The following is a 13,999-nucleotide window of genomic DNA, read 5'->3' on the forward strand; positions in this document are numbered from 1 at the left end:
CGTAGGTCAGGGGCGGAGGTCAGGGGCGGAGGCCGAGGGCGGCTGCCACGAGCGCCGCCGCCTCGGACGGCGCGACGCCGAGGGCGGCGGCGCGGTTGGCGTAGGCCCGCGCCGCCGCCTGCATCTCCCGGTGCACCGGCGACCCGGTGGCCGCCACGAACGAGCCGAGGCGCCCCCGGGTCTCGATCAGCGCATCCGTCTCGAGCTCGCGGTAGGCCCGGGCCACGGTGTTCACCGCGACTCCCGTCGAGGCGGCGAGGGTTCGCACGGTCGGCAGCCGCCCCCCCGCGGCGAGGGACCCCGAGACGATGGCGTCCCGGATGCCCGTCCGCAGCTGCTCGAACGGAGGAGTCGCCGCACGGTGGTCGATGGTCAGCGAGAAGTCGGACGGCGTCGCAGCGGGCATCCGCTCACCGCCTGATCAGGTTCGACAGCACGATGGCGCTGCGCGTGTGATCGACGTTCGGCGCGATGCGCACGCGCTCGAGGGCGTCCTCGAGGCTGGGGATGTCGCGCGAGCGGATGTGCACGATCGCGTCGGCGCTGCCCGTGACGGTGCCGGCGTCGACCACCTCCGGCACGCCCGAGAGGATGCGCTTGAGCTCCGCGGGCGCCACCGTGCCCCGGCAGAACAGCTCGACGTAGGCCTCGGTGACCGTGCCGTCGAGCGCGGGGTTGAGCTGGATGGTGAAGCCCGTGATGACGTTGTCGGCGACGAGCCGGTCGATGCGCCGCTTCACCGCCGAGGCCGAGAGGCCGACGACCTGCCCGATGTCGCCGTAGCCGCTGCGGGAGTTGATCTTGAGGAGGTCGATGATGCGGTGGTCCAGGGCGTCCATGATCGACGAGCCTACGGCAGAATCGTGCGTCAAGCCGCATCACACGCATGAAACGCGAGCCGGATGCGCGGCATCCGTCGGATCGTGCGTGCGACACTGGGAGCGGCGTGCCCCGGTCGGGGCCTCAGGACAGCACGCTGGTCCGCCATCCGCCTCTCGCACTTCACCCTGTAGGAGAACGTATGTCGACGCCCACGCTCGAAGAGACCCCCCAGAACGACACGCACGCGGCCGCCGAGGCCCGCACCGCGAGCCCCCGCCACTACCTGATGTGCCGCCCCGACCACTTCACGGTCGCCTACCGCATCAACCCGTGGATGGACCCGGCCGTCCCCACCGACACCTCCCTCGCCGTGCGCCAGTGGCAGACGCTCTACGACACCTACGTCGGCCTCGGCCACACCGTCGAACTGATCGACCAGATCGAGGGCCTGCCCGACATGGTCTACACCGCGAACGGCGGCTTCGTCATCGACGGCATCGCCTACGGCGCGAGCTTCACCCACGAGCAGCGCCAGCCCGAGGGCCCCGCGTTCATGCGCTGGTTCGAGCAGCGCGGCTACCGCGTCGTCGACCCGCAGAACGTCAACGAGGGCGAGGGCGACTTCCTGCTCGTGGGCTCGCGCATCCTCGCGGGCACCGGCTTCCGCAGCGCCACCCGCAGCCACGAGGAGGTCGCGGAGCTCTTCGGCCGCGAGGTCGTCAGCCTCACGCTCGTGAACCCGAACTTCTACCACCTCGACACCGCCATCTCGGTGCTCGACCCGCTCACCGACGACGTCACGGCGAACATCGCCTACCTGCCGAGCGCCTTCGACGACGCCAGCCGCGCGAAGCTCGAGCAGCTCTACCCGGATGCGATCCTGGTCTCCGAGGAGGACGGGTCGGTGCTCGGCCTGAACTCCATCTCCGACGGCCTCAACGTCGTCATCGCCCGTCGCGCCACCGGCTTCGAGAAGCAGCTGCGGGAGCGCGGCTACAACCCGATCGGCGTCGACCTGTCCGAGCTGCTGCTCGGCGGCGGCGGCGTGAAGTGCTGCACCCTGGAGCTGCGCGCATGACCGCCGGCCAGGCCCTCGCCGCCGAGGCCATCCGTCAGGTCGACGAGCACGCCGCCCACAACTACCACCCCCTCCCCATCGTCGTCGCCACCGGCGACGGAGCGTGGGTCACCGACGTCACGGGCCGCCGCTACCTCGACTGCCTCGCGGCGTACTCGGCCGTGAACTTCGGGCACGGGCATCCGCTGCTCGTCGCCGCCGCCAAGGAGCAGCTCGACCGCGTCACCCTCACCAGCCGCGCGTTCCACTCCGACCGCCTCGGCCCCTTCGTCGAGGAGCTGGCGGCGCTCGGCGGCAAGGACATGGTGCTGCCCATGAACACCGGCGCCGAGGCCGTCGAGTCGGGCATCAAGGTCGCCCGCGCCTGGGGCTACCGCGTGAAGGGCGTGGCCGAGGGCCGCGCGACGATCATCGTGGCCGACGGCAACTTCCACGGCCGCACCACCACGATCATCAGCTTCAGCGACGACGCCACCGCCCGCGACGGCTTCGGCCCGTTCACCCCCGGCTTCGTGCGCGTGCCCTACGGCGACGCGGATGCCCTGGCCGCCGCTCTGGCCGCGAATCCCGACACCGTGGCGGTGCTGCTCGAGCCCATCCAGGGCGAGGCCGGCATCATCGTGCCGCCCGCCGCGTACCTGCCGCGCGTGCGCGAGCTCTGCACCGAGCACGAGGTGCTCTTCATCGCCGACGAGATCCAGTCGGGCCTCGGCCGCACCGGGGCCACCTTCGCCTGCGACCTCGTGGGCGTCGTGCCCGACGTGTACCTGCTCGGCAAGGCGCTCGGCGGCGGCATCGTGCCGGTGTCGGCGGTCGTCGCGAACCGCGACGTGCTGGGCGTGCTGCACCCGGGCGAGCACGGCTCGACCTTCGGCGGCAACCCGCTGGCGGCCGCCGTCGGCCTCGCCGTGGTGCGGATGCTCGCGACCGGCGAGTACCAGGAGCGCGCCGCCCGCCTCGGCGAGCACCTGCGCCTCCGTCTCGAGGAGCTCGTCGGCCGGGGCGTCGTCACCGTGCGCGGGGCCGGCCTCTGGGCGGGCATCGACATCGACACCGAGCTGGCCTCGGGCCGCGCGGTCTGCGAGCTGCTGATGGAGCGGGGCGTGCTGGCGAAGGACACGCACGGCTCCACCATCCGCCTCGCGCCGCCCATCGTCGTCGAGCAGAGCGAGCTCGACTGGGCCGTCGATCAGCTGGCCGAGGTGCTCGCGTCGCTGCGGGAGCCCGCGCGGGTCTGACCCCGCGGCCGGGGCCTGAGTTCTGCTGTGAGCAGAAGGGCGGGGCGGGCGGATGCGCGTCCCGCCCCTCACGGCCTAGCCTGACCTCATGCTGCTGCGCCACGCGATCGGGCACGTGCTGAGACGACTGCGTCTGGAGCGCGGGCTGACGCTGCGGCGCCTGGCCGAGCGGTCGCGCATCTCGCTGCCCTACCTCTCCGAGATCGAGCGCGGTCGCAAGGAGGCATCGTCGGAGATCCTCGCGACGCTCTGCCGCGTGCTCGACGTCTCGGCGGGCGAGCTGCTCACGTCCTCGGCGGCGGTGCTCGCCGAGGATGACTCCCGCAGCACCCGCCCCGTGGCGCCGGTGCTCGCCGAGGACGACGCCCGCAGCACCCGCCCCGTGGCGCCGGTTCTGCGCCTCGACCTCGGGCCCGGCCACGCCCTCGCCGGCCCGGCCGTCGAGAGCCCGGGCGCATCCGCTCTGCTGCTCGCGGCCTGAGCCTGGACCCGGCGTCGGCGCGCTGCTGCTGCCGCCGCCGCCGCAGCTCAGCGCGTCACCGGCGGCAGACCCAGGAATTCGCGCCCCTGCGACTCGAGCCGGCTCGCGGGGAAACCGCGCTCGGCCGCGTGCCGCACCGGATCGGGGTCGGCCATGTCGAACGGGTGGTCGCTGCCGAGCAGCACCCTGCCGTACCCGGCCTTGGCCTCCAGCAGGGCGAGGGCGTCGGCGTCGTGCGTGACGGTGTCGAAGTAGAGATTCTGGAAGCCGTCCTCGGGCGGGCGGTGCGACGAGGCGCGCACGTCGGGTCTGGCGTGCCACGCGTGAGTCCAGCGGCCGAGCAGGTCGGGCGCGCATCCGCCCCCGTGCACGAAGCAGATGCGCAGCTCCGGGATCCGCTCGATCACGCCGCCGAGCAGCACCGAGGCGACCGCGGTCGCGGTCTCGACGGGGTTGCCGATGAGGTTCGCGAGGTAGTGCTTCGAGAGCGACGGCGAGGGGAGCTGCATCGGGTGCACGAGCACCGCGAGCCCGTACTCGGTGGCGAGATGCAGCACCCGCTCGAGCGGTTCGGAGTCGAGCGACGTGCCGTGCATCAGCGGCGGGATGGCGACGCCGAGGAGCCCCGGGGTGTCGGCGATCGTCCGCAGCTGGCGGAACACGGCGTCGGAGTCGGCCGGGCTGACGCAGCCGAAGCCGGCGAACCAGCCATCGCCGTCGCGCACCACCCGCGCGAGGCCGTCGTTGAAGGCGTCGACGTACTCGGCGGTGCCCGCCTCGGCGCCGAGGGCGAAGGCGAACGGGGGAGCCGAGAGCACCCGCGCGCCCACCCCGGTGCGCTCCATGTCGTCCCGGATGGTCGAGACATCGCTCATCAGGCGGGTCTCGATCGACAGCGGCACCTCGCCGAGGAACAGGCGGCCGTCGCGGTCGGTGATGCCGCCGAAGGGGGCTCCAGGCGGCAGGCCGAACAGCTCCTCGGAGAGCCAGTGGGCGTGGACGTCCACGGGGCCGCGGCGCAGGGAGAAGCTCATCGGGAGGCTCCGCGGTCGATCGAGATGGGCAGCGGAAGGGGCGGGTTGTCGGAGTCGAGGTGCTCCACCGTCGTGAACACCAGGGGGCCGTCGCCGACGTTCTCGATGTCGTGCAGCAGGTACTCCCCGGCGCCGAAGCGGAAATGCCGCGTCTCGCCGGCGCCGTAGGAGACGTCGCGGGTGGTGCCGTCGAAGGTGTGCTGACGACTGGTGCCGGCGTTCACGGCCGTCCAGAAGTAGTCGAGCACGTGCCGGTGGGCGTGCCAGCGCTCGCCGGGTTCGAGGCGGATCTCCCAGACCCGCACCCGGTCGTTCTCGCTGAGCAGTCGGGAGCCGACGGCGCCGTCGAAGGCGTGGTCGGCGAACTCGGCGCGGAGCTCGTCGCTCCAGCCCTCGAAGTCCGTGGCGATGAGGGTTCCCGCGAGGGGGAGGTCGGCGAGGAAGCTCGACATGGTGGGTTCTCCGTTCGGTCGGTGGGGCGGGTGGTGACTGGTGCGGGCGGCGGGCGGCGGGTCGGCGGGCGCCGGGTCGGCCGGCTCAGGCCGCGGGCTGCGGCTGGCGGCTCTCGGGGTGGAGCACGCCGGGGCCGTAGAGCCCGAAACGCAGGCTGGGGTCGCCGGGGATCCAGGTGTTGTGGAACTGCGAGCGGTCGCCCATCTCGGTGACCCGGTCGAGTAGGGCCCGGCTGAGCTCGAGCTGCGCCGGCTCCCACCTCGCGAGCGCCTCCTCGATGTCGCCGTCGGTGGTGAGGAGCGCGTCGCGCAGAGCCCAGGCGTCGGCGGCGGCCTTGGCCGTTCCGGCCGCGGCGTGCGGGCGGGCGCTGCAGGCGGCGTCGCCGAGGAGGGCGGTGCGGCCGCGGGCCATCCGATCGGAGCGCACGTCGAGCACCACCTGGAGGTAGGGCTGAGCCGTGGCCAGCACGACCTCGGCTGCGGCCGGTGCGAGCAGGGCCGCCGCGCTCGCGCGGAGCTCCGTCAGGAAACGCTCCTGCACCTGGCCCGGAGGCAGCGACACGGCGCCGACGTGGCCGTCGACACCCGTGAGCAGCTCGGTGAGCTCGGGACCGGCGGGCACGTTGCGATACCAGACGTAGTTCATCAGCTGGTCCTCCGCATCCACACCCTCCTCCCCGGGGATGGGGTAGAGCGTGATGTGCGAGTCGGGCACCACCGAGTACGTGATCGCGTCGCCCATCAGGGCGCGCGTGACCGGGCTCAGGGCCGTGAGCGGCACGGTGCCCCGCCAGCCGACGTAGCCCGAGTAACCCGGCTCGGCATCCGCATCGAAGCGGGCTCGCGCCCGGGAGTTGATGCCGTCGGCGAAGACCACGAGCTCGGCCGTCTCGGAGCGGCCGTCGGCGAAGTGCACAGTCACCGAGCCCCCGTCGTCGTCGTCGAAGCCGGTCGCCGAGGCACCCAGGTGGTAGTGTTCGGTGCCGAAGTCACCGAGCAGCGCCTGGTAGAAGGTGCCCCAGGAGGTGTACTCCCAGCGGCGATCCTCCTCGGCGATGACGGTGTTCGCCCGGTCGAGGTACTGCACGCGGCTGGTCGAGGTCTTGAGGGCGGAGGTGTCCACCGTGCTCCGCTCCTCGAACCAGCGCAGCGTGTCGGGCTGCAGCACGATGCCGCTGCCCCGGCCGTGCAGGGGCGTCGCGGTGCGCTCGTAGACGTCGACCTCGAAGCCGATGTCGCGCAGCAGCAGGGCGGTCGTGAGTCCGCCGATGGAGCCGCCGATCACAAGGGCGCGCGATCCGCGGTACGGCTGGGGGCTGTCGCTGATCATGATCAGGCCTTCCGGGTGACGGCGATTGGAGCGGATGAGGTGGCGGAGCCCGAGAGCTCGTCGTCGGTCGGCAGCGGCTTCCCCCGGGTCTCCCGGGCGAACAGCACGCCGACCAGGCCGATGATGCCGACCGAGGCGATCACAGCCGTGGCGATGCCGAGGTCGCCGCCGAACCACGAGCCGGCGATGACACCGGCGACGAGCGGTCCGGCAGCCGTGAAGAAGCGGCCGACGCTGTTGCAGAAGGCGATCGCCGACGCTCGGACGCTGGTGGGGAACACCTCAGGGCTGTAGATGAAGGCCCCCGAGAGCGAGCCGAACAGCGCGAACCCGAGCACCGGCATCACGACGAGGTAGGTCGTGATGTCGCGCTGGAACGGGAACAGGAAGGCGATGGCGATCGCCCCCAGGCCGAAGGTCAGCAGGAAGGTGGGGCGCCGGCCGATCCTCTCGGCGATGAAGCCCCAGGCCGCGTAGCCGACGATGCCTCCGGCGTTGAAGAGCATCGAGGCGAGCGCCACCTGCGAGGCGATCAGCTCGGGCGACCAGGCCTCGGCGGCGCCCATCTGGCGGATGATCTGCGGGTACCAGGTGCTGACGCTCCAGAACGCGATCAGCGCTCCGGTCGCGATGGCGGTGCAGGTGAGGGTCGGGCGCAGCAGCGGCTTCCGGAACAGTCGGCGCAGGGCGAAGTCGTCTCGGGCCAGCGATCTGCCCGCCTGCTTGCGCTCCCGGCGCTCCCGGATGGCATCGGCCGACTCCGGGGGCTCCTTGACGAACCGCCGGATGAACCAGACCAGGATGGCGGGGATCACGGCGAGGGCCATCATGAAACGCCAGCCGAGACCTCCGGCCAGCGCGAAGACGATTGCGGCGATGAAGAAGCCCGCGGCGTAGCCGGACATCATCACGCCGCCCGCCCGGGCCCGGTACCGGTTCTTCCAGCTCTCGGCGATCAGCGCGGCGCCCACGGGGGCCTCGACCCCCGAGCCGAGCCCCGCGATGAAGCGCAGGATGCCCAGCTGCCACCAGGTGTCGGCGAAGGCCGCCGCCGCGGTGAACACCGCGTAGGTCAGGATGCCGATGGTCAGGATGCGCGTGCGCCCGAAGTAGTCGGCCAGCACGCCGAAGACGATCCCGCCGAGGGCCCAGCCCGCGAGGAAGAGGGCGATGGTCAGCCCGCCGTACAGGCCGATGGCCGCGGGGCTCACCTCGATCCCGCTGTGCGGCAGCAGCTCCGCCATCGCCGGGCCGAGCACGAGTGTGTAGAGGCTGCCGGCGAAGCCGTCGAGCCCCCAGCCGAGCATGGTGCCGGTGAGCACGAGCCACTGGGCCTTCGTGATCTCCTGGCGCCAGCCCGAGCGCAGTTCGTTCCGTGTGTTGCGAGTTCCAGTCACCATCGACGTACTCTCCTTCTGTGCGGGGCGGGGTGTGGTCAGTTCAGACGCTCGGTGCCCGCTCCGCCGTACCAGTCGACGGAGTCGGGGGCGATGCGGGTCACGACGGTCTTCAGCCAGGAGAACTCGTCGAATGACTCGATCCCGGCGTCCTTCCCGATTCCCGACTCCTTGATGCCGCCCCAGGGGAGCGACGGCTCGAGCCGGTGATGGTCGTTGATCCAGACCATCCCGGCCTCGATGCGGTCGGCCACGCGGTGGGCGCGGTCGAGTCGGTGGGTCCAGATGCCGGCGCCGAGGCCGTAGGGGTTGTCGTTCGCCATGGCCACGGCGTCGTCCTCGTCGTCGAACGGGATGACGACGGCGACCGGCCCGAAGATCTCCTCGCGGGCCACTCGCATCGCCATCGTCGCGTCGGCGATCACCGTCGGGGCGTAGAAGAAGCCGCCCGCCAGTTCGCCGTCGAGGGCGGGAACGCCGCCGCCGGTGCTGATCGTCGCGCCCTCCTCACGGCTCGAGTCGACGAGCTCGGCGACCTTGCCGCGCTGCCGGGCGCTGATCAGCGGGCCCATCTGCGTCTGCGGGTCGTCGGGGTCGCCCACCCGGATGGCGGCGGCGCGGGCGGTGAGGTGCTCCACGAAGGCGTCGTAGACGTCGCGCTGCACTAGGAACCGCGAACCGGCCACACAGGACTGGCCGGCCGCCACGAACGCCGAGAAGGCCGCGCCCTCGGCGGCCTCCCGTGGGTCGACATCGTCGAACACGATGACGGGGGTCTTGCCGCCGAGCTCGGCGGTCATCCGCGCGAAGCGCCGGGCCGTGGCGACCGCGGCCGACCGGCCCGTCTCGGTGCCGCCGGTCAGGGTGATCTTCGCGATGTCCGGATGCTCGGTGAGCCGCCGCCCGGCCTCCGCCGCTCCCGTGACCACCTGCACCACCCCCGCGGGCACCCCGGCCCGCTCGAGGATGGGCAGCAGCGCGAGGGTGGTCAGCGGGGTGAGCTCGGAGGGCTTCACGACGACCGTGTTGCCGTTGGCCAGCGCGGCCGACAGACTCCGCGCCAGGATCAGCATCGGGTGGTTGAAGGGGGTGATGATGCCGCAGACCCCGAGCGGCGCGCGGCGCTGGTAGGTCAGGTACGGCCCGTCGCTCGGCAGCACGGCCGTGCGCTGCGCCGCGAGCAGACCGGCGTTGTAGCGGAACCACTCGGGCACCCGGGAGAGCTGCGCGCGGGTCTCGGTGACCGGCCTGCCGTTGTTCTGCGCCTCGAGGCGGTAGAGCTCCTCGGTCGAGCGCTCGATCTCGTCCGCGATCCGCAGCAGGACGCGCGACCGCTCGCTCGGCCGCATGGTCGCCCACGGTCCGTTCTCGAGCGCGTCCCGGGCCACCGCGACGACGCGGTCGACATCGGCCGCTCCATGCTCCGGGACGGTCTGGATCACCTGACCGGTCGAGGGGTTGAGGATGTCGCGGGTGGCGCTCGCCGTCGCGGTCTCCGCGGCGCGGTTCTCGATGATCGTCATGGTTCTCTCCTCGTGGCTGAGTCGTGAGCTGAGGGAGCCGCGAGTCCTGACAGGCCTCGATGCCCCACCCAGTGCTGACCAGTGTGACGAGCCGTCGAGACCGTCACAATGTCGTCAGCGACACACTTGTGGGAATGGGATGTTCGTGATGACATGAGCCCATGCGGAGCGAACTCGTCACCTGGCTCGACCGGCTGCGCGAGCTGAGCTCGATCGTCGACGCCGGGCTGCCGCTCGGGGAGTCGCTCGGTCTCGTGGCCTCGACCGCGCGGGAGCTCCTCGGCTTCGACTTCTGCGGGGTGCTGACCCCCGACACCGGGGCGAGGGCCCTCGTGATCACCGGCTGGAGCGGCCTCTCGCGCCGCTACGTCGACAGCGTCAACAGCTCCAGCCCCGTGGTGCTCGGCGGCACCGCTCCCTCGAGCCGGGCCTACTTCAGCGGTGAACCGGTGTCGGTCTCCGACATCGCCACCGAGAGCGGCTTCGCACCGTGGGGCGGTGTGGCGGTTCAGCAGGGCTACCACTCGATGATCAGCGTGCCGCTCCGGGCGGCGGGCCGGGTGCTCGGCACGCTCAACGGCTACCACGCCGAGACCCACCACTACTCGGTCGGCGAGGTCGAGCGGCTGACCCTGCTGGCCGGCTATGCCGCCGCGGCCCTGCACTCCGCGTCGCTCGTCGACGAGCTGCGCGAAGCGAACGACTCCCTGCGCCGGCAGCGCGATCTGCTCACGCGCTCCGAGGCCATCCACGACCGCCTCCTCCGCGTCTCGCTGGAGTCCGGGGGGATCGACGGGGTCGTGACCACGCTGTCCGAGCTGATCGGCCGGCCGGTCAGCATGCACGACCCGGCCGGGGAGGTGCTGGCCGCCGCGGCCGCCGCGGCGGACGGTGCATCGTCCGACGACGATGTGGTGCGCCCCGTGCTGCTCGGCGCCGAGACAGCCGGAAGCATCGTGGTCGGCGGCGCGGCCCTCGATCCGGTCGATTCCCGCGCCGTCGACCACGCCGCCGTCGTCATCGCGCTCGAGCTGCTCCGGCTGCGCACCGCGCTCGAGACGGAGTACCGCATCCAGGGCGAGCTCCTGAGCGACGTGCTGCTGTTCGGGCCGGGCGAGCGGGCCGAACGCCGCGCCCGCACGCTCGGGCACGAGCTCTCCGCGCTGCGGTTCGCGGTCGTCGCGGAGGTTCCCGGCGCCGCGTCGGGCGACCGTCGGCGCCGCGTCCTGACGGCACTCTCCGCCGTCTCGGCGGTGCGGCTGCGCGGCACGGACGACGACGAGCGACGGCCCCTGGTCGCCGAGCATCAGGGCCTGATCGTCGCGCTCTGGCCCCTCGGCCAGACGGATCCGGGAGCCGGCCACGACGTCGCGGAACGGGTGCGCGAGGGGCTGCGCGCCGCGTTCCCGGCGGATCCGGTGCTGGTCGCTTCGTCGGGTGCGCGACGGTCGGGTCTCGCCGACGCGCACCGGGTGGCCGTCGGCGCGATCGGTCTGGCCCGGGCATCCGGTCTCGACGACGGCGTCGTCACGCCCGATTCGCTCGGCATCCTCGGGGTGCTGCTGCAGGTCGACCAGCCGGATGCCCTGCTCGAGTTCGCCCGCCGGCAGCTCGGTGCCGTGATCGACTACGACGCACGCCGGGGCACCGAGCTGCTGGCGACGCTCCGCGCGTTCCTCGACAGCGGTGCCGACCGGTCGGCGACCGCGACGCGGCTGCGCGTGCATCCGAACACGGTGCAGCAGCGCTTGCGGAGGATCGAGGCCCTCACCGGAACCGAGCTGCGCACCCCCGCCGACCTGCTCTCGATCTCGTCGGCGCTGGCGGTGTGGCAGCTCGTGCCGCACTGAGCCGGCGACGGGCCGCGGCACCGCGATCAGCGGCCGGCGGTGCGCAGGCCGAGCAGGGGCTTCGGCACGCGGAAGGTCTCGGGGGCGAACAGCGCGACCGCCGAGGAGACCAGCGAGGCGCCGCCGCAGAGCACGATGGCCGGCAGCCAGTTCGTGCCGCCCGCTCCCATGCCCTGCGCGACGGCGGGGGCGAAGCCCGCCAGCAGGATGCCGAGCATCAGCCCCACGGCCATGCCGGTGTAGCGGCACGCGGCCGGGAACTGCTCGGGGTACCAGGTCGCGCCCACGGTGATGGGGATGCAGTAGAACACGCCGATCCCGAGGATGCCGTAGAGGTAGACGAGCGGGATGTCGCCGGCGTCGATGGCCACGAACAGCAGAGCGATGAAGACGCTCGCGCCGAGTGATCCGATGATGAACAGCGGGCGCCGCCCGAAGCGGTCGGAGAGCCGGCCGGCGACGGGCGACATCACCATGGCCACGAGGTTGCCTAGTGAGACGACGGCGAGCATCACAGCGCTCGGCACGCCGTTCTGGGCGCCGTAGGCGAGGGCGAACACGTTGAAGATCGTGCCGACGATGTTGATCGTGCTGAGGAAGAGCACGCGCACCGTCGTGCGCCAGTGGTCCTTCAGCAGCACGGCGATCGGGAGCTTCGCCCGCGTGCCCTCCTCGCGCATCGCGGTGAAGGTCTCGGGCTCGTCGAGCTTGCGGCGCAGGAGGTAGGCGATGATCGTCAGCACTCCGCTGGCGAGGAACGGCAGGCGCCAGCCCCAGCTGTAGAGGGCCTCCTCGGGAAGCAGGGCGATCGGGATGAAGACCAGGCTCCCGAGGGCGATGCCGAACTGCATGCCGCTCATGGTGAAGCTGGTGTACCAGGCGCGGTGAGCATCCGGGGCGTGCTCGACCGTGAGCGACGTCGACCCGGGCGATTCGCCGCCGGCAGAGAGACCCTGCAGCAGGCGCAGCAGCACGAGCAGCGTGGGGGCGGCCCAGCCGATGGTCTCGAAGGTCGGCAGCAGGCCGATCGCGAAGGTCGCGACACCCATCAACGCGATCGTGAGCACCAGCGCGAGCCGGCGCCCGAAGCGGTCGCCGATGTGGCCCCACAGCACGGCGCCGAAGGGCCGCACGACGTAGGCGACACCGAAGGTGGCGATCGAGAGCAGCGTCGCTGTGGCGCCGGAGTCGCTGAAGAACAGACGCCCGAAGATCAGGGCCGACGCCGAACCGTAGATCAGGAAGTCGTAGTACTCCAGGGCGCTGCCGAAGAATCCGGAGATCGCGGCACGCCTCACCTTCTGCCGGCTGGCGGCAGCGGTGGCGCTCGCGTCGATCGTGGTGGTCATGGGGTCTCCAATGAGGATGTCAGAGCCGCGCTGCGGCGGGGAGGGTGATGGGGGAGAGCCGGATCTCCTGCGGTCCGGCCGTGGAGTCGAAGCCGACGGCGTAGAGCCCGTCGGCGAGACCGTTGAAGCGCAGCTCGACGCCGAGCTCGTCGGGGTCGAGCGCGCCGAGCCAGTCATCGAGGTCCTCGGCCGACCCGCCGAGCTCGAGCGAGGTCACGCCGAGGCCGACGACGTCGCCGGTGCCGGGCTGGGGCTCGAGCACACTGGAGTGGCTCGCCAGATCGGAGACGAGGTAGATGTTCGGCTTGCCGATCAGCCACGAGTTGAGGAAGTCGGGGGCGTGGGCCGCCTTGCCCCGCTTCTGCCCGGGCACCATGAGCGACTTGCCGCCCGCGATCTCCGAGGAGAGGGTGACGCCGCGGTGCCGCGCGAACGACTCGATCTCGGCGAGGTCGTCGCTGCGCAGGCACAGGCCCGCGAAGCAGTCTCCCGCCGAGGTCTGGCGCTCGAGCTCGAGCGCGACGGGGTGCCGTTCGAGGATCATCGCGTGGTCGACGATGCTCTCGATCTCGAGGTACACACCGCCGCCTAGCGAGATGATCTTCTGGCCGAGGCCGAGCCCGGGGAACCAGCCCCCGTCGGCGCTGCCGATGCCGGTCAGGCGGCTCAGCTCGATCGTGGTGCGGTACAGGTTCTCCGACCAGACGGCGATGTGGTCCAGGGCGATCATCGAGGCTCCCAACGGCTACTTCTTACAAATTCGAAGTTATTGCGCCGACGTTACCAAAGAACGCGCCGTTTGTTTCAAATTTGTAAAAGCTCACCCCGAGCCTCGTGATGACCGGTCCCGCGCCCCGGCCTCTGCCGGGCTAGTGCGTGTCCTCCGGAGGGGCCTGATCGGGCAGGATGCCGCCGGTCTCCTCGCCGCGCAGGTGCCGCTGCAGGGCGCCGAGCGCGGCGTAGGCCGCCTCGACCTGCTCGCGGTCGAGCGGCGCGACCGCGGCGTCGCGGATCATGTCGTTCTGCGCCTGGGACACCTCGCGCAGCAGCTGCCGGCCGGCCGGGGTGATGCGGGCGAGCACTCCACGGTCGTCGCCCGGCGCCACCACGCGTTCGACGAGCGCGGCCTTCTCGAGCTGGGAGACCTGATAGGTCAGGGCGCTCGGCGTGCTGACGAGCTTGTTGGCGAGCTCGGTCATCCGGATCTCGCCCCCCGCGTTGCGCAGACGGATCAGCACCTCGTACTGCGTGTATTTGATGCCCGTATGTTCGCGCGTCGCCCGGTCCGCCCGGCGCTCGAGCAGCTTGCCCACGTCGATCAGCCGCTCGAACAGCGCCAGTTCGATCGACTCCAGTTTCTCGGCCACCGCCCCACCCTATGCGTCCTGCCCGGCCTGCCGCCGCCCTGGCGATGGCGGGGGAGGATGGAGGGGCGACGGCACCCC

Annotated in this window: 14 protein-coding genes; 4 read left to right on the forward strand and 10 right to left on the reverse strand. The window is 71.8% G+C overall.

The window, feature by feature from the left end:
* Nucleotides 1-19: 19 nt before the first annotated feature.
* On the reverse strand, nt 20-406 hold the full coding sequence (locus BJ984_RS04180) for a GntR family transcriptional regulator (RefSeq protein WP_179546956.1): 387 nt from the start codon (nt 404-406) through the stop codon (nt 20-22).
* Nucleotides 407-410: 4 nt separating this feature from the next.
* Nucleotides 411-839, reverse strand: a complete 429-nt coding sequence (locus BJ984_RS04185; RefSeq protein ID WP_173182027.1) for an Lrp/AsnC family transcriptional regulator — start codon at nt 837-839, stop codon at nt 411-413.
* A 182-nt stretch (nt 840-1,021) separates the two neighbouring features.
* Between BJ984_RS04185 and ddaH the strand changes: the two genes are divergently transcribed.
* The 3 genes from ddaH to BJ984_RS18885 all read left to right on the forward strand — a co-directional run bounded on the left by ddaH (nt 1,022) and on the right by BJ984_RS18885 (nt 3,619).
* Nucleotides 1,022-1,900: a dimethylargininase gene (ddaH, locus tag BJ984_RS04190; RefSeq protein ID WP_179546957.1), complete on the forward strand. Its 879-nt coding sequence runs from the start codon at nt 1,022-1,024 to the stop codon at nt 1,898-1,900.
* On the forward strand, nt 1,897-3,138 hold the full coding sequence (gene rocD / locus BJ984_RS04195) for an ornithine--oxo-acid transaminase (RefSeq protein WP_179546958.1): 1,242 nt from the start codon (nt 1,897-1,899) through the stop codon (nt 3,136-3,138). The genes ddaH and rocD overlap by 4 nt, the downstream gene beginning before the upstream one ends.
* 88 nt (nt 3,139-3,226) lie before the next feature.
* Nucleotides 3,227-3,619, forward strand: a complete 393-nt coding sequence (locus tag BJ984_RS18885) for a helix-turn-helix domain-containing protein (RefSeq protein WP_179546959.1) — start codon at nt 3,227-3,229, stop codon at nt 3,617-3,619.
* A 47-nt stretch (nt 3,620-3,666) separates the two neighbouring features.
* On the opposite strand, the gene BJ984_RS04205 is transcribed toward BJ984_RS18885, so the two are convergent.
* From BJ984_RS04205 to BJ984_RS04225, 5 genes are all read right to left on the reverse strand, one after another.
* Nucleotides 3,667-4,653, reverse strand: a complete 987-nt coding sequence (locus tag BJ984_RS04205) for an amidohydrolase family protein (protein WP_179546960.1) — start codon at nt 4,651-4,653, stop codon at nt 3,667-3,669.
* On the reverse strand, nt 4,650-5,105 hold the full coding sequence (locus BJ984_RS04210; protein ID WP_179546961.1) for a cupin domain-containing protein: 456 nt from the start codon (nt 5,103-5,105) through the stop codon (nt 4,650-4,652). The genes BJ984_RS04205 and BJ984_RS04210 overlap by 4 nt, the downstream gene beginning before the upstream one ends.
* Nucleotides 5,106-5,190: 85 nt before the next feature.
* Nucleotides 5,191-6,435 carry an FAD binding domain-containing protein gene (locus BJ984_RS04215; protein WP_179546962.1) on the reverse strand — a complete coding sequence of 415 codons (1,245 nt, stop codon included), beginning with the start codon at nt 6,433-6,435 and terminating at the stop codon, nt 5,191-5,193.
* A gap of 2 nt (nt 6,436-6,437) precedes the next feature.
* Nucleotides 6,438-7,835, reverse strand: coding sequence for an MFS transporter (locus tag BJ984_RS04220; RefSeq protein ID WP_179546963.1), 1,398 nt, complete (start codon nt 7,833-7,835; stop codon nt 6,438-6,440).
* A 35-nt stretch (nt 7,836-7,870) separates the two neighbouring features.
* Entirely contained in the window at nt 7,871-9,355 is a 1,485-nt protein-coding gene (locus BJ984_RS04225) for an aldehyde dehydrogenase (RefSeq protein ID WP_179546964.1), read from the reverse strand.
* Between the two features lie 161 nt (nt 9,356-9,516).
* Between BJ984_RS04225 and BJ984_RS04230 the strand changes: the two genes are divergently transcribed.
* Nucleotides 9,517-11,205, forward strand: a complete 1,689-nt coding sequence (locus BJ984_RS04230; RefSeq protein ID WP_179546965.1) for a helix-turn-helix domain-containing protein — start codon at nt 9,517-9,519, stop codon at nt 11,203-11,205.
* A gap of 26 nt (nt 11,206-11,231) precedes the next feature.
* On the opposite strand, the gene BJ984_RS04235 is transcribed toward BJ984_RS04230, so the two are convergent.
* The 3 genes from BJ984_RS04235 to BJ984_RS04245 all read right to left on the reverse strand — a co-directional run bounded on the left by BJ984_RS04235 (nt 11,232) and on the right by BJ984_RS04245 (nt 13,921).
* Complete coding sequence (locus tag BJ984_RS04235) at nt 11,232-12,554, reverse strand: MFS transporter (RefSeq protein WP_179546966.1); 1,323 nt, start codon at nt 12,552-12,554, stop codon at nt 11,232-11,234.
* A gap of 19 nt (nt 12,555-12,573) precedes the next feature.
* The gene (locus tag BJ984_RS04240) at nt 12,574-13,284 is read right to left on the reverse strand and encodes a VOC family protein (protein WP_179546967.1); all 711 of its coding nucleotides are present in this window, start codon (nt 13,282-13,284) and stop codon (nt 12,574-12,576) included.
* A 139-nt stretch (nt 13,285-13,423) separates the two neighbouring features.
* The gene (locus tag BJ984_RS04245; RefSeq protein ID WP_179546968.1) at nt 13,424-13,921 is read right to left on the reverse strand and encodes a MarR family winged helix-turn-helix transcriptional regulator; all 498 of its coding nucleotides are present in this window, start codon (nt 13,919-13,921) and stop codon (nt 13,424-13,426) included.
* Nucleotides 13,922-13,999: the final 78 nt, after the last annotated feature.

The sequence above is a fragment of the Herbiconiux flava genome, assembly GCF_013409865.1.
GTDB lineage: Bacteria > Actinomycetota > Actinomycetes > Actinomycetales > Microbacteriaceae > Herbiconiux > Herbiconiux flava.